Origin of the sequence: Bacillus infantis (genome assembly GCF_008180445.1) — a bacterium.
Classification (GTDB): domain Bacteria; phylum Bacillota; class Bacilli; order Bacillales; family Cytobacillaceae; genus Bacillus_AB; species Bacillus_AB infantis_B.
Genome location: NZ_VTER01000007.1, coordinates 169,696 through 191,901, shown reverse-complemented (window position 1 = coordinate 191,901; position 22,206 = coordinate 169,696). Strand labels below are relative to the sequence as shown.

The window sequence follows — 22,206 nt, the reverse complement described above, 5'->3', positions numbered from 1 at the left end:
TCTCCCTATTGAAGCGATTGTAATTCCTGATAATACTTCATGATCTTTTGCATTTTTTCTTTATCAGATAAAGATTTATCTTTTTCTACTTCCTTTATCTTATTCTCAATCGTCTTTACTTTTCGTTCGGACATGAGATTTTTATAATACTCTTGCTCTGTTCCAGTAAGTTTTGCATCCTCATATTCTGCTGTTTGGTTTTCGCTTAATGGTCTACGTCTTTCATCATAGTAGTCCCTGGCCTCATTAAAAGCACCTGCACCAAATAATAAACCTTTAGTGTTATTCCAAAGGTTAGGATCAACCGGATATTTCAACTTCTCATTATCTCCAAGCATAGGAATACTTACTGGAGAATCTTTCTTGTAAGAACCTTCATTGTTAATCGCATCTATTCCACTAAGTGTTTTCTTTAACTGATTCCCACCAAATGGAAGTGCAAACTTAAATAAAGCATCATTTACACTGTTAGCTGCGACCAATCCAGTACCAAATCTTTGAGGATCTCTTTCTCCAAATAATTCTGCTCTTGTTGGGCCTTTGATATTAAGAACCTCTCCATATTCAGGATATAACCCAGCAATATGCTGACCTAGTGGGACGTTTGTTAAAACTTCTCCAACTACCCTTCCTGCTTTTTGAGTATTGCTCAATTCATCATTACCTAAGGCATCAGCTAATGCATCAATTGGATCAAAAGTAACTGCAGAACCTCTTGTTTCTTCCATACCCTTATTAAGGATGTAGTTAGCTACAAAGAGAGTGGCAATTCCACCAAAATCTTTCTTTTTACCCATATCTCCAATTACTTTCCAAAGGTTAGCTACTTCCAGTGTAAAGGGCATTACCAATTGAGTAGTTTTAGCTTTTTGGAGTAAAGGAACTTCGCCAACTCCTCGACCTGCAATTAACTTCCTTGTTTCATCATCTGCATATTTAATTGGATTCTGAACACCTTGCTTCAATCCTTTTTCATAAACAGAATTCCAAACAAATGAAGAACCAACTCTGTCTGTTGTTTCAATCAACCAACCTGCTAACTTCTCAGGCTGATCAATTAACCTTTGATCAAATTCCCTGAACAATTTACCTAAGTAACGCTCTTTAAGGAAATCTGACTTGTGAATTGGTGCATTTTTATCGAATATTGATGTTAGTGTCCTCGAAGCACCTTTTACAGAATATTGCTTTGCAAATGCTACTCCATTCGGAATATTAGCCATCTGAGCTAAGACAGATCCAACGTTACCTAAAATAACGTTCTTTTTAACTCGATTGTTTACCCAATTCAATACAGACATCGTTTTCCTTCCAACTAATTGCTGAAGGTTTCTGTCAAAGTATGGATTGGTTTTTCCTGCCAAGTCATTAGAGTAATTATACAGGAATTCAATGAAATTGTTAATATTTCTTGAATCTTCTGTACCATCTGCTAATTGCCTACGCAGGTTTTTAAAAACAGGTATCACTGGATCAATATTTGTTGCGAACGAAGCACCCGGTATGTATTCCAAGAAACCTCCAACAGCGTCCTCTTTATATGGCCCCATTCCTCGTTTTTGCATGAAACTATGCCATTTACTACTAGGATTTGTATGCTGTGACATCCCTGCTAAATGAGGGTCAATCTGTGAAGGTGAATCAAAGATATTCTTCAAACCAGTCAGACCATTCATTTCCCTAAAGTGACGATAGTAATTATCAAGTTTAGGAACTTGTTTATCAGGACTATTAGGGTAAGCCGTTTGCCTAGCCTTATTAACACCTTCGTAAATATTGTCATAAGATTGACGGAACCATTGATCAGCTTTAACAATGTCTTTCCATTTGTCAGGTGAAGCTGCTTTTAACTCATCCAATGTCATTTTCTTTTCACCATATCGCTGAACAAGTGCTGATTCTTTACTTCCCTTTTTAATACCCAATTTGTCTACAACTTCAGTTTTCAATTTATTCAACCATTGTTGCTGCATGTTTACATACTGACCTTTAGCAGAATCAAGTTTGTTTACAATTGGCTTTCCAACAGTCTCATAGTCTTTACCAAAGGCATCCCTGAAAATGCGATAAACATCCGTTGTGGCTGCTTTAAATCCTGAAATATCCTTCATTTTCTTAGGATCAAATGTCATATCAGTAATTGGATCATCTGCCCTTAATAAAGGTGGTTCACTTTCAACCATTGCAGGTTCAATAGCTTCAAAATCTTTCCCAGCTTTAATTTTTTCTGATGTCGGTTTTACTTGCTCAACTGCTGCAGCTGCCTCAGGATTCAATCTTTGTAACAGTCTTTCAGTCACATCAGGAGTACCTTGAGACTGTTGTCCCTTTTTTGGCGCAATCTCCTCCAGCCTCCGAACCATTTCATCTAGATTTGCAGGACGAGAAATTTTAGGCTCTGAATTAACTTTAGGAAATAACCCTTTAACCATATCATTGATACGTGGGTCTTCTTTTAAGTCATCCTTAATTGTTCTAGCAGGTTCTTTAACAACAGGAGGAGCTTCAAAACCTTTCGGATAAGCTAAATCAACTACATCTTCAAGTTTTACAGGTTCATCATACCTTGCAAAAGAACTCCATAAGTCTTCAAGTGCTTCAGGTGTTAAGGAATTCAAGTCATGTCGAGCATTAACTTGCTTTGCGAATTCCTCATATCTGCCCTGCCAATAAGCCTGATTCCTATTCATAGGATCAATTGATGCAGTGACAGGTGATAAGTCTTTTCTAGCCTGTGGAGCATTCTTCGTGTTAAATCCAAAGTTTAACCCTTGTGATTCAAGACGATTCCTTGTTAAAGGTTGACTTAAAGCTTTTGGCATCGGTGGAATAGGGTTATTTAGACCAGTAGGACGTTTAAATGTGTTGTTTAAGGCATCAAGGGAAGGAGTAACTTTTCTAGGCTCTGATAGTCTTAATTGAGGCTCAGGAAGTGCTTTTTGTGGTTCAGGTAAGCCTAATAGAGATTCCTCACTAGTATTTCCTTTAGGTACTCTTCCACGCTTAATAATGTTGGCAATTCCATGTAAAGCAGGATCTAAAATAGCTCCACCAGCAATACCTAGACCTGTACGGATAGCATAATCCCTCATGTCGTTAGCTTCAGAGTTTGCTAATTCATTTGTTGCAGATATTCCAGCTTCAGCCATACCACCAGCTAATGCTCCTGTAACAGCCTTTTTAGCATATGGATTAGCAATGTTAGCAAGCTTAGGAACTTTGTTCACTGCTAAATTAGCAGCCTTGTAAGCTCCTGAATATGGAGCAGCAAAAGCACCAATCATACCTGCAGCATTCAGAATATCCGTTTCCAATCCCCTATCCTTCTGAGCAGCCTTGACTACAGGGTTATCAGGATTGTTTTTAGACATTCTTTCAGTATTCCCCGGAATAATTGAATCTGTCGCACCCTTAGAAATAGGAACAACAAAACGGTCTATAGCTCCAAGCAATCCATCACGTTCACCATCATTATCTACGTCTTTACTTGTTAGGAAATCACCAATTTTACCAAGTACACTCTTTTTCTTCTTATCATCCTTTTTCTCATCCCAAGAAGGAGTAAGACCCCTTTTCTGCTTCTGATAAGGAGTTAACTTAGTAATATCAACCTTTGCACTATCTGTCTTTTTCTTCTCTTTCATTTGATTTTCACGAGTTGGCAGATGTCCACCACGACCTTGAGCCTGTGCTTTTTCTTGCTGTGCTGTAATTTTCCCCTGTTCCTTCAATCGAACTTCAAAAGTTTCCTTGCTAACTCCGCCATATGTCTCTTGCTCTTCAAGTTGCTTTAAATATTCCTCTTGAGCTTTCTTTAATGCTTTTAACCTTGCATCGGCTTCCTGTTTAGCAAATGCTGCTTGGGCTTTTGTAGCACCAATTTCTCTAGCTTTGGAAAGACCCGCATCATACGAGCCTTTCCCAAATCTTTGTTCAAATAACTGTTTGTATTTCGATGAATTAAAATTTGAAGCCACTTAACCACCCCTTTAGTAATAATTGTGTTTATCCCAAAACACTAATGCTTTTTCAGGTGAGCCGTATCTATCTTTAACATACTGAGCAGTCATAATAATTTGGTTAACTGGATCATTGTATTTCAACCCTGTCTTCTTTTCATAAGCAGCACGAGTCTTGTCAATAAACTGACCATATCCGAATGCAGAACTTATATCGTTTTGTGCTGAAGGATTCCAAGAAGATTCCCGTCCAATCAATTCAGTCAATCCAACAACCCAATTTGCAGGAATCTTACCTGACTGTAACGCCTGGGCAAGATGCTGCTTATAAGTTTGATATGTTGGCGTCTTTAAAGCTTGGTAAGTTGTCTTGTAAGTATTCTTGTATGTACTTCCGCTGGCAGGTTGTTTAGCAGCAGTATTGTTAGTAGGCATACCTTTTATATAAGCTGTTGGATCAATGGAACTTCCATTAGCAGTAGTTACACCATAGTCAAGGTGATTTCCTGTAGATTTACCTGTACTACCTGCCCCACCTAATAAAGCTCCCGCAGGAACCTTTTGACCCAATTTAACTTTGATGCTATCCAAGTGGGCATATCTATGTATATTTCCATTAGCATCTTTAACCGCTACTGTATTGCCGTATCCACCATAGCCCGAACCTTTTTCGCCAAAATCAGCAAAGACAACTGTTCCACCTACTGTAGCAGTTACTGGAGCACCTTTAGGCATTGCTATGTCAATTCCATTATGGAAAGCTTTCTGGCCTGAAATAGGATCATTCCTAGTTCCATATCCTGAAGTTATCTTGTACTTATCATACCCCCCTCCGTTTACGGTAGAAAACCCAAGGCATTATAATAATCCATTTCAGCTTGTGATTGAGATAATGCCAGATTTCCGTTGTATTCGAGTTGATACATCTGCCAAGCTTTATCTTCACCATGTTGCTGTTTAGCCCAATCCATTTGAGCTTTCTCAGATGCAGACATGTTCCTATAGACGTATTCTCTCCATGCTTTATCTTGTGAATTAAGACGTCTCGTGTATTCGTAATCACGTTTATCAATTTCTTTCTTGTATTCAAACTCATTCTGATAACGATTATCTGAAACTTTATCACGGTATTGTTGATACCCGACATCCTGAGAACGGTTAAAGGCATCAAATAACGCCTGTGACTTCTGAGCTTCAATAGATGCAATCAAAGCCTGTTCAGAAGCAGGATTATTCAAATCAGAAATCTGACGGTCAATGTCATTCATGGTTTGTTGTTCCTGTAGGTTCAATGAGTTAATGGCGTTAGCACGTTCATTATTCATTGCTACATTGGCAGAAACATTCTCTCCACTAGATGTAAGGCCAGCAGCAGCGATTACTTCTTTTAATCGCTGGACATTTTGTGCATTTACAACATCAGACTGATTCCTTTTATCTTGATATTGTGGAGCAACTTGTGTCTTTTGCTGATTCAATTGACCAACAGCCTGATCACGTTGAGCACGTATCTGAGCAAGTTGTGATTCTTTTTGCTGATTGTACATGTTCTCAAGGTAACTTTTCTGTTGATTGAACATGTCGTTTATCGGCTGTTGTTGATACTGCTGATAAAGATTGTTCTTGTACTCATTTGGCTTATCTAACGATTGACCAGAGTACACTTTCTGCTGAATCAAGTTGTTCATGTTCTGCTGATAGGTATCATACAGCTTTTGCTTCTCAGGCGTTACTACTGCTAATTTTTGACCACTTTCAGCCTTTTGTTTGATTAGTGCCTGAGTCCTTGGATCAATTGCCATACTTTCACTCCTTTAAAAATGGCTAAAATAAAAAGACCAGCAAAATGCTAGTCTTATAAAACCAAATGTTTTTTATGTTGTTCTCTTTTTCTCTCTTCAGTAATGCGAGCGTATCTGAGCGTTGTATCAGGACTACTGTGCCCAAGAAGCTCTTGAACAGCCGTGATTTCAGCTCCGTTATTTAATGTTAAACTGGCGAAGGTATGTCTTAATACGTGTGGACTTACCTTGCTTTGTAACCCTGCATTTTTTGCGATTGCGGCTATTTCCCTCTGAATGCCTCGCTTAGTAAGCCTCCTGTATGGTTTCCTGTGTGTGACCATCAATGCTTCACAATCATCAGTCCTTGTCCCAAGATATTTTCTCAGATGGTACATAGCTTTAAATGAGAAGTACACTTCTCTCTCTTTATTGCCTTTTCCAACTACATTGGTGGACATAGATTGAATATTGATGCTGTTTCTATCTAGCTGATGAATTTCAGATAGCCTACATCCTGTAGCATAAAGAACTTCGATAAATGCCCTCTGCCGAACCGTTTGACAGCTTTCTCTAAGCAATTCAAGCTCTTCAATAGTTAGAGCCTTAGGCATCCTCTTTTCCGTTTTTGGTGACTTTAATTTAGCTGTGGGATCTCTTGGAATGATTTCTTCTGAAGCAAGCCAAGAAAAGAAACTTTTTAAGACGGATAACTTCCTTCCGATTGTACTCATCTTCAATCCTTGCAAAGAACCTAAGTACACCCTAATGTCAGCAGCAGAAACATTTTCTGCTTTCTTTTTTATCTTTTCAGCGAAAAGCTTTAACTCTAAATCATATCCTTCAAGAGTTATAGAACTTAAACCTTCGAGTTTCTTAGTTGATAAGAAGAAGCTTATTTTTTCATAAAGGTCTGGATGAGTTTCATCTTCTTCAACCCTTTGAACATGGTATTTAGATGTAATTACGGAAAGTCGATTTCTAACGTCATCCACATTGATAGGCACTAATTCAGAGATATATCCAACGACATCGGTTAGTAATTGCTCGCTTGAATTATTCATGATTACCTCCTAATTTGATACGAATAACGTATTGATAGTTTGAGTATAATATAATACACTTACCGTATCAATAATTTAAACGTATCGAATTTAAAATCAGGAGGATTGTCCTATGGAAGTGATTATCAAGCTTGATCAAGTTCTTAAGAAGAAAGAGATGTCACAGCATGAACTTTCCAGACTCACTGGTATTAGACAGCCATCTATAAATGAAATGTGCAGGAATCAAACTGTCAGGTTGCCATTACCTAATCTGGCTAAAATATGTGAAGTACTTGAGTGCGACATCACAGACATTTTAGAGTTAAAAATAAGCAATCCCGACAGTTAATTGTCGGGATTTTTTTGATACTTTGCTTAGTGAACTACATCGTCCGATTGTTCCTTAGACTTCTTTAATAATCGGCTTTGTTATCTTACTATTTCCAAGATAAATGAAATCTTTTGTTTCTATAAATTTATAAGGAGAATCAATCAACTCATCTCCAATATCTTCGAGCAATAAAGGAGTCGAGCCGAAATCTGGTGAAATAAATAATGCACTGGAAACATTGGTCTGATACTCTTTATGACCAAACCACCATAAGTACCCACTGCTATCAGTATTAATAGCATATACGTTTTGAAGATATTTGGATGTTGGATTGGATAACATCCTAATTGTTTGCTTGTTTTTTTCATAAATTCTGATATGTGTCCCGCCAGTAATTGTGTCAGAACCAAGAAGAACTGCGTTTTCAGTGAAAGCAATCGGCATATTTTGATGATATGATTTATCAGTAACCATAATCCAAGTTACTCCCATATCAGGGGAATACTCCGTACCTTCAATGTTATCCCCCCATGTGATCCATAGGTATCCTGTAAAAGGATCAAACTTTGAACTATGCACATGTCTTGAATCAGGTGGTAAAGTCTTTATTACATTAAAGCTATTACCTCCGTCTGTACTAAGAAACACTCTCGCCAAGTTCACTCCATCGCCACTTCCGTACTCACTTACAACGATGTTCCCATTGTAAGAATCGAAGTTGTATCCATTTGCCATTAGGAATCCTTTGTTAAAGGTTAAAACTTCGGTGAAAACAGGTGAATCAATTGAACCTTTCCGCAATTCAAATATATCTGTGGCTTCTTCCTCAACCCCAACATATATGTCACTGCCTACAAAATCAACAGAATAGATACGATAACCTGTTGTAAAGTCGTAGTATTCAGTCCATGTTTTTCCCTCATCAGAGGAAATTAATAATTTGTTGCGAACACTACCGTTAATTCCGTACAATATTCCTTTGTGATAGTTAAGCACTACTGTACCCTGCAATTCTCTCTTATAACCAACTACATTAAAACGCTGTTTATAAACAGAGGAGTTGAATATAGTTTCCATGTTTATAGGGGAACGGTGCAATTTCAATATCCCTGATGTATCCAGCTTATCAAATGTAATAAATACAGATTCTATAACGCATTGCGCAGGTCTATTTAAGGCAGTTTGATTTCCTATAAGGATTTTATCTGCATCAATGGGTACATATATTGAAGAAAATGTTGTAGAACGTTCAATCAAACCATCAATGTAGAAAGATATATTTCCGTCACCATTACCATCGTAATTCCATGTAACTGCCATAGAGTAGACTGTATCATTCTCAAACTCCAAATTATTCACTGTAAGTCGTTTAAGGTCAGAACCGTTTCTGATAATCACTTCAACTCCGTTGTATCCTTGTGCATCTAAATAGTGAAGTTGTGCAGAAACAGCAGTAGACCCATTTGAATCATAAAGATTAAACAACTTATATTCCATATTTAAAGAGTCATCGAATTTTTGCAGCGTCTTAAATCTCATAAAAACAGTTCCAGATTTTAATGAAGAAGATTCAGCCACGGGTATTTCAAGAAGTTGACCTGCATCAAACTTCATTCCTTTATAAAACAAAACATCTTCGTAAGTAGGTGAGCCAGTGATAATACCGTTCTGTCCTACATAGTTACAAGCGTTTTCACTTAATGGTGCTAATACTCTATGTTTACTTGGAGGTAAAACTGAAGGCACTCCAAGTCTAGGTAATGATGTTTGTAAATTATTGATTTTTTCGCCACTATATTGAGCATTTTCTGCCAAGAGTTCATCAAAGGCATCTTGTCTATCCTTGAACTGAACCGCAGATAAACCATTCAAATCTTCAAGCCTTTGCTTTGTGACTTCCCCTTGTTCCTTTGCAAATGTAGCTTGGGTTTGAGCTTCCTCAGCAGCACTAAGGGCTTCGTTTTTAACGGTGGAAAAATCATTCTTCATACCAGCAATTTGATCCTTTATTCCACCTGTTGAATTAATGGCATATTCCACATCATACAGGGAATCCATAGCTTCATTCATTGTCCGTCCATTAGGGTTATCATAAAGAATGTCAGAAGAAAGAAATCCATGTTCATCTAACTGAACTTTCTTTTGTTCAACTGTAGACAATCGACTAGTCAGGCCATTAATATCGGTTTGAATGTCTTGGGTAGTATCAATCATGCCATTATGTAAATTCTCAACATAATCAATATCAGCCTTATCCCTCTGCAACTGTCCTACACTTTGATCAAGTCCAGTTAAGTGAGTACTAGCCGCATCATCTTTTTCCTTAAGTTTTTGTAACACTGTTTGAACATCGCTACCTGCAATTCCCTCAATAGTACTGACCCCTATATTCTTCGCTCCTGAATCCCCTGAAGTAGTCTTTCCAAGGTCATCAATTAGCGTGTTAACGGTCTTCTTTAACTCTTCGCCCCTGCTGTCAAAATCCTTTTTAATCTGAATTGAATCCTTTACCCTATATAAATCATCCTGTTGGTCAGTATGATTAAATGGAAATGTTCCTTGTTTCTTTAATGGCAAATCTAAACACCTACTTCACAAAGTTTTGATAGTTGTATTTAATCCCCAATGAATACAAACCAAAGCTTTCATCAAGCTTGTCGTTCCGTATCTCCAACTGGAAATATACAATTTTTTTAGCTTTTATCTTGTTGCTGGCTTCCTGCGGAAATTCATTCGTACCATAAGAAAAAACGCTATAATCAAAATGACTATAGTCGTAAAGGTCTTTCCTTGTAGTTTTTATGAACTTCCTAGATTTCTTATCTGATATATAGTAAAGGTCTGCACTTGTTCGGATATCAGGCTTCAAGGAGAAAAACACTTTTTCAACCATTTTTCTTCTTTCATCTGCTCCAAAGCTCATCAATTTACTAAACCAATGTGCTTTAATTGGCTGCCCATCATCGTTGTATGGATATGGTTCATCAGGCGTTTTAAAACGATAAACAAACCCTGTAGTCTTATGACCAAAATAGAGGAATCCATCGTCATGCTCAAGGAAACAGGATGCCTGGATACCGTCATACATGTACCATTCCTTTAGCACATAATCGAAGATATAGACATTTCCATTTACAGCAAGCCAATATTTTTTATCGTAATCCACGGATATAGCCTTTTCTAAATTCGGCTCCTTCAGTAACTTTCCGTCAATTGCTCTAGAAATATGCTGAACATTCCGTTCATCCCTAACGTTTGAGGAAATTAGCATATAGACCCCATCTTTAGTAAGCCATACCGGGTTATTTTCAATGATTTGTATACTTTCAGGTGCAAGTGTGGTGATATTGTCGTTAATTGGTTTTATCGGGAAGCTAGCTGATCCATTATTCAATTCATAGCTCATATTCCAAAGGGAATATTTCTTGTGAATGATTAAGGTATCATACTGTTTACTGAATCCCTGTATAGGATCTGTATCCTGGCCTATTTTATAAAATCCATTCTCCGGGAAATATGTAGGGTCATATAAGCCACTTCTCCACATTTGACTAGGATGATTGGGGTTTCCACTTACAAATAAACGAGTATCATTTTGTCCACCGTACATTACACTGAATCGGCAATTTTTGATTCTGGATTGAAAATCTGAAAAGTATTTTGATGCTTTTATAATAATGTTGTTTGTTCCCTTTGCTGGAGGAGTCTTAAAAGTAACTTTCCCAAGTGATCGGTTAACTGTATAATCACCTGCTACCTCTCTTTTTTGAAAGGTTGCTCCACCATCATATGAAACCTCAACCTCTCGACCCACGTCTAAATCCTTTAGAGACAGGAGGTATTCCACGCTTGTTCCATCTCCGCTGAATGAATCCTTGAACCAAGTGCCCAAAAGGTTAAAATCTTCATAGGCTGTTCCACCACCAGCAGGATTCTTGGAGATTGAAATAGTGGGAATGTAAGGTGTGACACTTTTTAGATTAGTACCATCAAACTCATAGTAACTTACCCCATCCATGACATAACACTTGTCATTCATATTAAAGAAAGTAACTCGATCCATATTGTTGATTGGACTTATAATTTCTACGGGTTGCTCTTCTCCGACTTGTTTAAATATATTAAATCCATGAGTAATCAAGTTTACTCTTGAGCCATCCCTCTTTCTGTACTCAAACATACCGCTAACAGGTTTAACTTCAGCGTATTTTTCTTGTAAAGTACTGGGATGAGCTTTTTTAAATCCTGTTCTTTTGTGAATAGAACCATGCTCATCCAAATTAATGTTTAGCATATCTGGTGAACGATGTTCGTCTAATAAGGTTGGTGAAGTACTTAAGTCCATACCTCTAAATGGTTCAATTTTTAATAAGGGAGGGCTATTTTTTGAAGACCTAATAACAGCCATTACATCATCCCCTTCAATACCCCATACTTATCTTCAATTAAAGTAGGTGTAGTTGGTATTCGTCTTTTTAATTCCTCATATCGACTATTCAGGAATGCAGCGATATCCGTATCCTCAGTCATTGCAAGGTGTGCTGCTAATCCATATGGAAGCACACTTAAACAAACTCGATCAGATAATATTAAGTTTTGGCTTAAATCAGTTATAGGCTCAGGAGATTGTGATGCAGGAAGTAATTCAGATTGCAGAGAAGTTAGAATTGATTTAGACCTGACCTTGTAATTTTCAGGATTTTCAGGGTTAATTGAACCAACTTCACTGACTTCATCCATCAAAATCAAAGCCATGTCGTATACTTGTTGAGCAGTAACTGCCATCATTTCCACCTCATTTAACGAAAAATAAAAAAGGGCAGGATTTCTCCCACCCTCAGTTTAGATTACTTCTTTTTAGCTTCTACTTTTTCTTTAAGTCCTGCAGAAGAAAAGGCTGCTGCTTGAATTTCATTAGATGCAATCAACTCAATTCCTTCTTCAGAAACAAAAACTTTAGGAAATTCCATTTTTCTTCACCTCACATTAATCAATTTACCATGTAATTAAGCAGTTTTGTGGACATATAGAGCTTTCTTCTTTTGCTCAAGAACGAATGCATCATAAACAGTACGCCCTTCAACCAACCAACCGTTGATTCCAGGAGGGTTATCATGTGTTTTGTAATCCTCAAGCTTATCTGCCGCAACAGTTGCAACCTTATGAGTAAGCAAGAATGGAGTATTCGCAGGTAGGTAATTTGCTGGAACTTTAATGATTTTCAGGCCATCAATTTCCCCTACAAGACCCGATGCAACAATCTTTTGAGAAGTATCGGACTGTTTCACGAATGTTGGATCAAGTTTAATAAAGTTATAGAATGCTGGTGTAACGAATGCAATACGACCACCTGTAGGTACACTATTATTATCAAGATATTCAGTACCTTTTAAGAATTGAGCATATGCATTTGAAGCAGTAATTGCTGTAGCTGCAGAAACTCCACCCGCTGCAACAGCCGCTGCAGACATTACTCCAAGACGATAAATATCAATCTCCGGTGTAATTACTTCATCTTGTTGACGTGCAAGAGCTTTACCTGCTTCCTGTGTCATTTGTGTATCAAGGTGATTCCTGCGGTCAATTGTAAATGTAAACGCACGGTCACGAGTTACAATCATATCTTGCTTTGTATTATCTAATTCTGCAGGAGTACCGTATCGGTTTGCTCCAGTCATTGTATAGTTACCCATTGCAACTGTTGGTACAGAGAATACGCTTATAGAACGTACACCCGTCCATTCGTAATCACGGTTTACAGCGATTTCCGTAAATGATTTATTTTTAAACCTCTCATCAACCTTACTTGAATACTTGCTCGCTAAATTTACTGCCATTTTTTATTCACTCCTAATTTGTGTGTTTTAGATTGAGTTAAATCCTTTAAGGAAATCATCATCTACAGCAGTTTCAGTGCTGCCATGTGTAGTGACACTTCCTACAGGAGAACTCTTTGCATTTTCTTCGTTTTGTTTAAGAATCTTAACTTGTGAAAGCAATTGATTGTTATGATGCTCCATGAATGCATACTTCAAAGGAACTCCACTCTTATTCGCTTCCCATACTTCCGCAGGAATCTGATCAGTATTTGCATCAAAATCCTTTCCATTGACAGACTTGTAATAATCAAAGAAATCAAGGTATTCAGCATTAGCTTTTTCCTGATTAGACTTCTCTTCCTGTTCCTGTTTCCGAGTTTCACGGTCTTTACGACTTTCAAGGATTTCCTTCGCTAACTCTTCAGGAATATTTTGCTGAATCAATTCATTCAGCCTTTCTTGTTCCTTTTGTTGCTGGACTGCTTCCAAATATTCAGGGACAGTCATATTAAATTCGCTTGCTAGCTCTTCAACAAATGTAAGACGAGGATCACTTTCCAGAGCTTGTAAACGTTCAAGTGTTTTATCATAATTTAAGCCTTTTTGAGCAAGTTCCCTTGCCTCATCTTCACCTAAATCTAATTCCTCTTTGTTGTACTTAACCTTTAGAAACGCTTGTCTCTGTTCCTCTGCTTGTTGTTCACTTGTTGTAGAATCTTCTGTTTGTCCGGTGTCAGTGGTATCCTCAACCGTTTCAACAGTATCTAAATCATCAGACTGTGGTAGGTCTGCAGCTTCCTGAAAATCATCAGGAAGAATCATATCTTCATTTTCAAACATTAAAAATTTCCTCCTTCGCTCTGGTTGGCGACGAATTATTAAAGGGCTAAGGAACTCTCATCCCTAGCCCAATTTGAACATAATAAAAACACCTACATTTGAGGTGCTGGCGGTTGTTGTACTTGTGCTAATATCTGCTGCTGTACTTCCGGTGGAGCATTATTGAACGCTTGTTGCTCCTCAGGTGACAATTGTGCTATCAAAGCAGAAGGATCATTTGCTACCTGTTGTTGTGCTGCCATATTTTCTTTAATCTTAGACATTAGTTCTTGCTTCTGAGGTATGTATTCTTCTGGAACACGCTCTAGGTAATCAAGGAAATCAATCTTGTCTTGTGCAAGAAGGTTATCAAGCGTTTGAATAGAAGCAAGTTCAGACCAGTAAGTTGATTCACCTACATCCGCCCTAATATCTAACCAAGTATCTTTAAATTGACTGAAATCAAATTCAACAATTTCCTTTTGTCCATTTCTTTCTATTTGAATAGGACGAACCCCATATTTAGCACTCATCATGTCAAATAATATTTCACCGATAGTTTCTATCCACTCATATAGATTAGCTTTAGGATTCTCTAGAGGGATTGCTGAACTTTTCTGAACGGCAATTATGGCACTCGTATTTTTCGGGTCTATTTGTCCCAAAGCAGCATCTGAGATACCAAGTGTCTCCTTCGTATATTGCATGGCTAACTCAATGATATTATTAATCTGTGAAGACATGTTACCCGGCTCAAGATAACCTGCAATACTCTTAATATTTGCAGTTTGATCCAATCCCCTTACAGGAATAGCTTCACCTATCTGATTATTCCAGTTTGGTATTACATCGGCATTGTATACCGCTTTAGGAAATGCAGTAAGCATTGAATTGTACATCACCATTGCAAACATACGGTTAATGTAAATCTGATTAGGAATGATGCCTGTACATAATGCCCTTCCATGATACTGATTCTTCTGTTTTTCCCAGTTAAACCAAGCAATCGGATAATGTGATAACCCTGTATCAATATCCTTGTAAATATAGGCGTTTTCTACACTTTTTGAAGCTAGGATTCTACCTGTCTTCTTGTCCTTGCGGTAAACAATAATGTAAAGTGCTTTTCCATAATCATCGGCATCAACTTCAATTTTACCTGAGTCACCAGCTTGATCTTCATAATCACTGTCTGATTTAATACTGTCAATTTCCTGATTTTTTTGCTTATATAGTTTAGCTTCAGCCTTTAGGTTATCGACCATATCTCTTCCTGACAAGATAATGTAAGGTTGATTTGAAACTAAAGATGAGTTAGCATTCCCAAAGAATACGTTAGTACCATCGACAAGTTCCATCTCAATTTCACCTTTAACATCTTTCACAGCTCCACCATAAGGCTTTTTGTTAACATTGAAGAAGAAATGAGCACAACCATCACCAGTTGAAGCACCATCAAATAATACATCTTTAATTTTGAAATCAAATTTAAACTTTTCCAAAAGGTTCTGAACCTGTGCATTAGCAATATCTGCAGGTGTGATTTCCTCATCATTTTTCGCTGCTTCACTATACAGTAATGGTTCAAAGTGAATCTTAATTTTACTTGATGTTAAACTAGCTACGAAGAATTGAAGGACACGTTTAATAATATTGAACGTAGGTTTAGGGATCTCTTCACCTTCCAACCCTCTCCACTGATTACCCTCAACAAAGGCCAGGTTAGTATCAACAGTTGAGTAATATGAAGGTTCAAGCCTGTTGTTGTAATTTCTTCCTGCTTCATAAAGTTGCCAGTCTTTTGTTCGTTTGTCGCTCAAATATTACACCTTCTTCCTCTTGTAAGCTGTAGTCACATCATAGTTCATCAATTTCTCAAAGGATTTCTGTAAAGATTCATTCCTTCTTATTTCTTCATCTGTAGGTTTAGCAATAGGATCAGGCTTACGTTTAATTCCCATCTTATAACCATTGATGAAGACAACTCCAAGTAAAATAAAAAAGACTACTCCTGAAAGTAATCCAATTACAAATTCCATATTATCCCCACTTCATCATCTGACTTGGAGGAGCACCCCCAGTTATTTTCTTTAACATTGAAGAATGTTTCTCTTCTGGTGTAGGAACGAATGGATCAGATGGTTCAGGTATCTCAGCATAGTAATAAAACAATTTATTCAGTGCTTGGGATGCTGAGTCAACATCATCATCATTCTTACCTTTTGGAAATGCTGCCCATTCTTCAATAAACTCTTCTGTCCAAGGCTCATCCTTAGGCAACCATACATTTCCTGCTTGTATGTAATCTGATACAGCATTTACACGAGATATTTTCCCACCTTTAGGGTTAACAGGAATAATACCAGGCATCTTACTTCTAAGCATGGATATAATGGCTGAACCATTTGCTTTATCTTCAATGAATATCCCACTTATATCAGGATGTTTAGCTTTCATTTCCTTTATTGATTTAAGTGTTGTTGGAAAATCCATACGTGCTTTCTTACGATCAATGAGGTAAGCATTTACTCCTGATTTACCCCATACCTGAATAGAAACAAAGTCAGATGTATCAGCATCCTTGAATGTAGCATCAACAGACATTATTTTTCTGGGAATACGAGGTAATTCAATGTATTTCTTCCACCATTCTCTCTTAACAAGATTACCCTCTTGAGAGGTTGGTCTACCTTGATATAGTGCATGGAATGAGGAAGCAGACATTTTCTTACGTGTAGCAATGTATTCCTTATCAAACCTATCCCACAGTGGATCACCTATTTTTCTACCTAGTGGATCATTCTCATCTTCACATTCCATAGGTAAATTGATAACTTTCCACGGTAAAGGTTCACCATATTCAGGGTCTAACAGGCGGCCTACTAAGTCATTCTCATGCCATCTGGTCATAATAATGATAACAATTGCTCCGGGATGCAGACGAGTAGAGAATGAATCAATCCATTCACCCCATATCTTATCCCTTGTTACCTGACTATCAGCCTCTTCCCTTGTTTTAACAGGGTCATCAATGATCATTAAGTCAGCACCTTCACCAGTTACACCTGATAAGATACCACGGCTAATAACTCCACCTCTATGACCTTCAATATCCCAGTCTGTTGCGGAAGATGAACCTTTCTTCAGTTCATTACCGAATATTTTCCTGCCGAATCGTTCAACTTTTTCCTTATTCTTCTTACCAAATTTAGTTGCAAAGTCCGTATTGTACCCTGCAAGTATTACTCGATCATTAGGGAATTGACCTAAATAGAAACTTGGTGCAGTTTCCGTTATAGTCATTGATTTGCCATGTCGAGGTGGGATTGATAAGGCTATGTATTGATTCCTCAAAGGCATCTCACCAGAAAGCATACGTTTCTTATTATCAATTGCTTCCTGTACAATGTTACATAGGTATCTGGTGTGTTTTGCGTGCTGATATAAGCCCTCATGGACGTATTCAACATACTCTGTGTAATCATCTTTAACTAATCCAAGCTGCTTCTTTTCGAGTAGGAATATTAATTCCCTTTTTTCCTTCTCTGTTAAGTTGTTTAGGCTCATATCATTGCTTCACCTACCTAATTAACCTGATTCTTTACTGTTTCTACAATATATCTTGGCTTTGATTGATCCTCACCAGCATAATTTTCACACTCTGCATTCAAACAAAGCATAGGCATATTAATGAAAGCAACGATTGGTGATTCTTCTGTGTTATTTCCATCAAAAGTGTAAAATGTCTTACCTATTCGCAGCATACCTTGGCATTTCGGGCATGAATCCATTCATTAACCTCCCTTTTTAGGCATAATAAAAAGACCTTTCGCAGTGGAAGGGTCTTAAAGTGTCGCCTCATATTCTTTAACTTTCTTATAAAATGTAGCTTTTTTCATACTAACCTTACCCATGAATTCGACAGCAGTGATTTTACCGGATTTCCATTCCTTATAGAATTTACTCCACTCTTTAGGTAACTCCATAACTGGTCTTCCCAGATGCTTACCCTTAGCTTTAGCAGATGCAATTCCTTCTGATTGGCGTTTTAACAGTGTTTCCCTTTCTTGTTCAGCCATTGACGTATAAACCTCTATAATAATGTTATTTATCATGTCTATGACCCACTCTTGACCTTCTGGTTGATCCTGCATTGTTGTAGGTAAGTCGATTATTTTAACTCTTACACCTTTTTTCTTGAATACCTCTAAGTAATCCTTAATTTGCTGCTTATTTCTTCCTATCCTGTCAATGGATTTTACGTATAGTGTATCGCCTTTCCTTAAAGCTCTAAGCATATTCTTAAAGCCTTCACGCTCCATATCCTTTCCAGAAGCCTTATCATGATATAAATTATCAGGATCACTTACATAAGGCTTTAAAGCATCATATTGCCTATCTAAGTTTTGTTCCTTTGTACTAACCCTTATATAACCGAAGTTTTCTCCCATAAAGCAACACCTCACCCATTTGATACCATTATTGTATCAAGATAGTACATAAAGGTCAATTACTTTATAGACGTTTATAAAGGTTTATTTTTCATTTAAATAGACACATGAAACAACCTAATTCAGATAGTCTACAAAGGTACACCATATTAGACGCTATAAAATACAGTTTTTATTTACCTTGATCTAATTTAGACTGCAATTCCTTAAGTCGCTTATTTAACTCATCGTCAGATAAATCATCAGATGTCTCATTCTTAATGACTTGCTGATCAACCCAGCCATAGTTATTTTTAAGGTTGAAGATTCCACCAACAACTGACTTGCCTCGAAAAAGGAAACTTTCTGCAAAATTCTCACAGCGAAGTTTTGCCCTTTTTATCGTGTTACTGTATTCATCTTTATCTTGATATTCAAGTAATACCTTCCTGCTGGTATCTAACGCTAAAGCTAATCCAGTAATAGTATACGGCTCTTCTTTTTCATCGCATTTAGTAAAGTAAGCTTCAATCTTATCCTCTAATGCTTCTACAGACTCAAACTTTAAAGGTCTACCTACTTTCCTTTTCTCATCCGCCATTTTCCTCAACTCCATTCAGATTCTTCTTTAAATCCATTACCTCAAGCTCTAAGTTTAGAATTCTTCTCTTCATTAATAGTTCATTCACATACACCAAAGGATCTTTATCAGCAGCTTTAATTTCTTCATTAACATGCCTGATACTCATCTCCATAGCTTCACACCTTAATCTATCTGACTCTGCAATTATCCTCTTAATAATACTCAACTCATCCATTATCGCTTGATGTATATCCATTGATTTATTTAACATTAACTTTCATCTCCCATTAAACAAAATAAAAAGCACTCCCGAAGGAATGCTTAACTCATTATCCAAATGTTGCGGTTCCAGAATCTTTTTTGAGGGTTTGAATCTGGCCTTCTACAGATGACATTCTTCCTTCTAAAGAAGGGATTCTACTGTCGTGCGAAAAGGTTTTACTTTCAAGATTGTTTATTCTTTGTAATAGTTCATTTTCAAGTAGTTGCACTTTTTGCTTAAGTAGCTCTAACTCATTGTTCTCAGACATATTAACACCTCCCATCTTCTTACAACATTCTTCAAAAAAGGGAGTATTTCCTGCAAATTTGTATTAATTTGTAAAATAAAACCACAACAAAAAACACACTCCTTCAACCCAGAGTAGGGAAGAGGGGAGTGTGTTTTATTTATGAAGTATTTAGTTTTTGGACAATGTAAAAGACCTCTCACATGGTTAGTGAAAGGTCTTCAGATATTAGGAATAATCAATATCCCCATATTTGAAATCAATATGCCCAAAACATCATGTTTCAGGATATTTGTATTAACTTATGCAGATCTAGATATATTATGCAAGATAATGATAATGGGGAATCGTCATGACTCCCCATCTTTGAAAAGTAGTATTATTTACTCGTCATGAGCAAATGTATTTGTAAGGATATATTCTCATATTATTTTACTGATGTCAACTCTTTTGGAAGAATTCCTCAATTTTTGCTAAAATATCCTCATCATCGCCAATTTCTAATTTAGATCTGATATCTTTTAACAGTTTTTTATTCGTGTAATTTTCATTTTTAATGCGTTCAATGAATTTTTTATCTCTCTCTAACTTATCTTTCAAGTTTTTAAATTTAGCATACAATCCTAAAGACACCATCATTTTCTCATCTACTTCAATTAGTTCATCAGTTGGTAAAGTGGTTATTAAATTACCTAGCCTAGCCTTACTAACTGTTACAATATTGCCCAGTAATACATTTCCGGACAAAATCACTTCGGAACCGTCATACTGAGTTACAATAGGCACTGTAACCTTTTTTTCTCCGGGAGTATTGGTAATCGGAGCAACAATTGTATTTGGTGACTTTATATTACCAACGTCATTCTGCAGAATTAAACAGGGTCTTTGCTTACTTTCTTCACTACCTATATTTTCCCCGAAATAACACTCGTAAACTTGCCCTCTTTTTACCTTCCTACTTTTTGCGCTTTCAGCTCTGGAATGTAAAGATATCTTTAAACTAGACCAAGTAATCAGCCTTGAAACTTTTGATAAATCTACTTTCATTATATTCCCTCCCATTCTTCTCTATATTTTACCATATTTCGAGAATTATAGGAGATTTGTTGTATGAATTCGACTATAAATTTGTTATATTGTAGGTATATAGTTAAATATTACAAATGGAGGTAGTCAATGTATAGGAATGATGGCCCGTATTATAGCTTGGTTGTGTTTGGATTAATGATGTTAGGAATATCAATTTATCAATATCGAACTAATCCCCCTATTAAAAACCTGCCTGATTTTTTAGAGTTAACTCAAGCGAGTCAGTTTAAGCCAGCCATTTTATTAGCTCTTTTTGTAGGAACAGCTTTAATAATTGCCTATATAGCGTATCAGTCAATAAAAAGAGCTTGGTCAAAATTTTATGAAGGTGAAATGACACACGGTTTAATCTCTTTAGCAATTTGCGGAAGTGCAGCAGCCGGATGCTATAGTTTTTCGTCTTATACACTAAATAAATTTACGTTCTTAATTGTCGCTGGAGCATTAGTAGCTTTTTTCATGATAGATACAAATTCAACAAGAAAAAACTGAAGAGTCCATTTAGGACTCTTTACTATTTTGTTCAACAGCATCCACACCTTTGTATGTAATGGTGATTTCCCATCCCTTTTCAGGATCACTATCAGGTATTCTGATATATCCACCATCTTCAAGATAATACAAGTCAAATCCACTTGCAGCTAAATCCTCAACACTATATTTAACTCCTGCATCGAATGTTCCAAAGGATACTGCTTCATTGTATATTTCTTCTAGAATATTCAATCTTTCCTGCTTCATCTAATCAATCTCCCTTTAATATAAATAAGGTATATACATTGTATACACCCTCAGTATGTATTAAATAAACCTATGTATTAATTATCTTTTGTTACTTTGGAATTACTATAGCCCAGGACTGTATATTGAATTGTTTGCCATACACAACCAAGTTCAGATGCCATCTTCTTATAGAAATCTCCTTTTCGTCCGACCCAATCGGCAAAAGAATTGAAAATGTAGATAACTTCCTCTTTTGTCAGTCTTCTGCTTGGCTTCCTGTTACTGATTAGTTCATGATTTTTTTCCTTAGTGACCAACTGTAAATTTTTAAATGCATTATCATGTTTTACTCTGTTGCGGTGATGGATCTCAAGGTTCTTCGTTTTCCACCAGTTCATAGGAAACTCAATGGTTGCTGACATAACAAGCTCGTGAATAAATACCATTTCAAATTTATCATCATCAGATTTGAGAGTAGTTTTAACATACCCAATATCATTAGGTTTTTGTCTCAACCACTTACCTTTTCGTTTCTCAGTTGGCTTCCTGTAGACTTTTCCCTTTGCAGTATCACATAGATACCTACTAAAACCCGGTATTTCTTTAACTGTTTCGCTTACCCGTACTTCATTACTCATTGCCTTTTCTAACTCCTTCAAAGTGAATTCGGAGGGCGTTTCACCCCTCCTTCTCCTCACTGTCGCTAAGCATTTCACCTTAGCTTTATTCACTGTTTGAAGGCACTTCGGATATTGCGCAACCTGCTACATTACAGATTAAGAGTAGTTTTCACCTCTAAAAGGGATGCCTTACCCAGCCCAAATGAGGGAGAAGCATCTGAGCAGATAAGAAATCCCTTTTACAAATGAAAATTTCTTTATTTAATACTTGCTTAGTAAAATCCATTCTGTTATACTTTGGTTAAGTAGCATTTGATAATTGCGGAATCGTCTATACTTTTTTAGGCGAAATAAAAAAAGAGAAGGACAAAGTTTGCCCTAAAACGCATATGTTAACTGTCTTTTTCCTTCCCTTAAAGACCATTATCTACAAAAATAGAAAAGCACTAGAAAGCTTGATATTACTAGCTTTCTAGTGCCTATTTGAGTTTATGTCA

The 22,206-nt window shown here is 36.8% G+C and carries 23 protein-coding genes; 2 read left to right on the top strand and 21 right to left on the bottom strand.

The genetic code is table 11. The annotated features are described in order from the left end of the window. Positions 1-5: 5 nt before the first annotated feature. The 4 genes from FZD51_RS14965 to xerA form a co-directional block, all read right to left on the bottom strand. Positions 6-3,977 carry a hypothetical protein gene (locus FZD51_RS14965; protein WP_148975513.1) on the bottom strand — a complete coding sequence of 1,324 codons (3,972 nt, stop codon included), beginning with the start codon at positions 3,975-3,977 and terminating at the stop codon, positions 6-8. Between the two features lie 12 nt (positions 3,978-3,989). After that, positions 3,990-4,706 carry a M23 family metallopeptidase gene (locus FZD51_RS14960; RefSeq protein ID WP_262380945.1) on the bottom strand — a complete coding sequence of 239 codons (717 nt, stop codon included), beginning with the start codon at positions 4,704-4,706 and terminating at the stop codon, positions 3,990-3,992. Positions 4,707-4,795: 89 nt separating this feature from the next. Then, positions 4,796-5,761, bottom strand: coding sequence for a hypothetical protein (locus FZD51_RS14955; RefSeq protein WP_148975511.1), 966 nt, complete (start codon positions 5,759-5,761; stop codon positions 4,796-4,798). A gap of 53 nt (positions 5,762-5,814) precedes the next feature. After that, positions 5,815-6,804, bottom strand: a complete 990-nt coding sequence (gene xerA, locus FZD51_RS14950) for a site-specific tyrosine recombinase/integron integrase (RefSeq protein WP_148975510.1) — start codon at positions 6,802-6,804, stop codon at positions 5,815-5,817. 112 nt (positions 6,805-6,916) lie between these two features. Between xerA and FZD51_RS14945 the strand changes: the two genes are divergently transcribed. Next, positions 6,917-7,135 (top strand): helix-turn-helix domain-containing protein, encoded by a 219-nt coding sequence (locus FZD51_RS14945; RefSeq protein ID WP_148975509.1) that lies wholly within the window; start codon positions 6,917-6,919, stop codon positions 7,133-7,135. A 54-nt stretch (positions 7,136-7,189) separates the two neighbouring features. On the opposite strand, the gene FZD51_RS14940 is transcribed toward FZD51_RS14945, so the two are convergent. The 15 genes from FZD51_RS14940 to FZD51_RS14875 form a co-directional block, all read right to left on the bottom strand. After that, on the bottom strand, positions 7,190-9,694 hold the full coding sequence (locus tag FZD51_RS14940) for a WD40/YVTN/BNR-like repeat-containing protein (protein ID WP_148975508.1): 2,505 nt from the start codon (positions 9,692-9,694) through the stop codon (positions 7,190-7,192). Between the two features lie 10 nt (positions 9,695-9,704). After that, positions 9,705-11,525 (bottom strand): hypothetical protein, encoded by a 1,821-nt coding sequence (locus FZD51_RS14935; protein WP_148975507.1) that lies wholly within the window; start codon positions 11,523-11,525, stop codon positions 9,705-9,707. After that, a complete protein-coding gene (locus tag FZD51_RS14930; protein ID WP_148975506.1) occupies positions 11,525-11,905 on the bottom strand; it encodes a hypothetical protein in 381 nt (126 codons plus the stop codon). The genes FZD51_RS14935 and FZD51_RS14930 overlap by 1 nt, the downstream gene beginning before the upstream one ends. A 59-nt stretch (positions 11,906-11,964) precedes the next feature. Then, positions 11,965-12,087, bottom strand: coding sequence for a hypothetical protein (locus tag FZD51_RS26660; RefSeq protein ID WP_262380924.1), 123 nt, complete (start codon positions 12,085-12,087; stop codon positions 11,965-11,967). Between the two features lie 36 nt (positions 12,088-12,123). Further along, positions 12,124-12,954: a major capsid protein gene (locus FZD51_RS14925; RefSeq protein WP_148975505.1), complete on the bottom strand. Its 831-nt coding sequence runs from the start codon at positions 12,952-12,954 to the stop codon at positions 12,124-12,126. Positions 12,955-12,981: 27 nt separating this feature from the next. After that, positions 12,982-13,776, bottom strand: a complete 795-nt coding sequence (locus FZD51_RS14920) for a hypothetical protein (RefSeq protein ID WP_148975504.1) — start codon at positions 13,774-13,776, stop codon at positions 12,982-12,984. A 92-nt stretch (positions 13,777-13,868) separates the two neighbouring features. After that, entirely contained in the window at positions 13,869-15,575 is a 1,707-nt protein-coding gene (locus tag FZD51_RS14915; RefSeq protein ID WP_148975503.1) for a portal protein, read from the bottom strand. Positions 15,576-15,578: 3 nt separating this feature from the next. Then, positions 15,579-15,794 (bottom strand): hypothetical protein, encoded by a 216-nt coding sequence (locus FZD51_RS14910; protein WP_148975502.1) that lies wholly within the window; start codon positions 15,792-15,794, stop codon positions 15,579-15,581. A 1-nt stretch (position 15,795) separates the two neighbouring features. Further along, complete coding sequence (gene terL, locus FZD51_RS14905) at positions 15,796-17,322, bottom strand: phage terminase large subunit (protein WP_148975501.1); 1,527 nt, start codon at positions 17,320-17,322, stop codon at positions 15,796-15,798. A gap of 17 nt (positions 17,323-17,339) precedes the next feature. Then, positions 17,340-17,546 carry a hypothetical protein gene (locus tag FZD51_RS14900; protein WP_148975500.1) on the bottom strand — a complete coding sequence of 69 codons (207 nt, stop codon included), beginning with the start codon at positions 17,544-17,546 and terminating at the stop codon, positions 17,340-17,342. A 54-nt stretch (positions 17,547-17,600) separates the two neighbouring features. After that, the gene (locus FZD51_RS14895) at positions 17,601-18,206 is read right to left on the bottom strand and encodes a recombinase family protein (protein ID WP_148975499.1); all 606 of its coding nucleotides are present in this window, start codon (positions 18,204-18,206) and stop codon (positions 17,601-17,603) included. 172 nt (positions 18,207-18,378) lie between these two features. Continuing rightward, positions 18,379-18,786 carry a terminase small subunit gene (locus tag FZD51_RS14890; RefSeq protein WP_187445777.1) on the bottom strand — a complete coding sequence of 136 codons (408 nt, stop codon included), beginning with the start codon at positions 18,784-18,786 and terminating at the stop codon, positions 18,379-18,381. Further along, positions 18,776-19,039 carry a hypothetical protein gene (locus tag FZD51_RS14885; protein ID WP_148975497.1) on the bottom strand — a complete coding sequence of 88 codons (264 nt, stop codon included), beginning with the start codon at positions 19,037-19,039 and terminating at the stop codon, positions 18,776-18,778. Before FZD51_RS14885 ends, FZD51_RS14890 begins: the two co-directional genes overlap by 11 nt. Positions 19,040-19,097: 58 nt before the next feature. Next, entirely contained in the window at positions 19,098-19,298 is a 201-nt protein-coding gene (locus FZD51_RS14880) for a hypothetical protein (RefSeq protein WP_148975496.1), read from the bottom strand. A 420-nt stretch (positions 19,299-19,718) separates the two neighbouring features. Beyond that, positions 19,719-20,324, bottom strand: coding sequence for a type II toxin-antitoxin system PemK/MazF family toxin (locus FZD51_RS14875; protein WP_187445776.1), 606 nt, complete (start codon positions 20,322-20,324; stop codon positions 19,719-19,721). A 129-nt stretch (positions 20,325-20,453) separates the two neighbouring features. Between FZD51_RS14875 and FZD51_RS14870 the strand changes: the two genes are divergently transcribed. Further along, positions 20,454-20,858 carry a hypothetical protein gene (locus tag FZD51_RS14870; RefSeq protein ID WP_148975494.1) on the top strand — a complete coding sequence of 135 codons (405 nt, stop codon included), beginning with the start codon at positions 20,454-20,456 and terminating at the stop codon, positions 20,856-20,858. 9 nt (positions 20,859-20,867) lie between these two features. On the opposite strand, the gene FZD51_RS14865 is transcribed toward FZD51_RS14870, so the two are convergent. Both FZD51_RS14865 and FZD51_RS14860 read right to left on the bottom strand, forming a co-directional pair. Then, positions 20,868-21,107, bottom strand: coding sequence for a hypothetical protein (locus FZD51_RS14865; RefSeq protein WP_148975493.1), 240 nt, complete (start codon positions 21,105-21,107; stop codon positions 20,868-20,870). Positions 21,108-21,184: 77 nt separating this feature from the next. After that, on the bottom strand, positions 21,185-21,820 hold the full coding sequence (locus FZD51_RS14860; RefSeq protein WP_148975492.1) for an HNH endonuclease: 636 nt from the start codon (positions 21,818-21,820) through the stop codon (positions 21,185-21,187). Positions 21,821-22,206 lie beyond the last annotated feature (386 nt).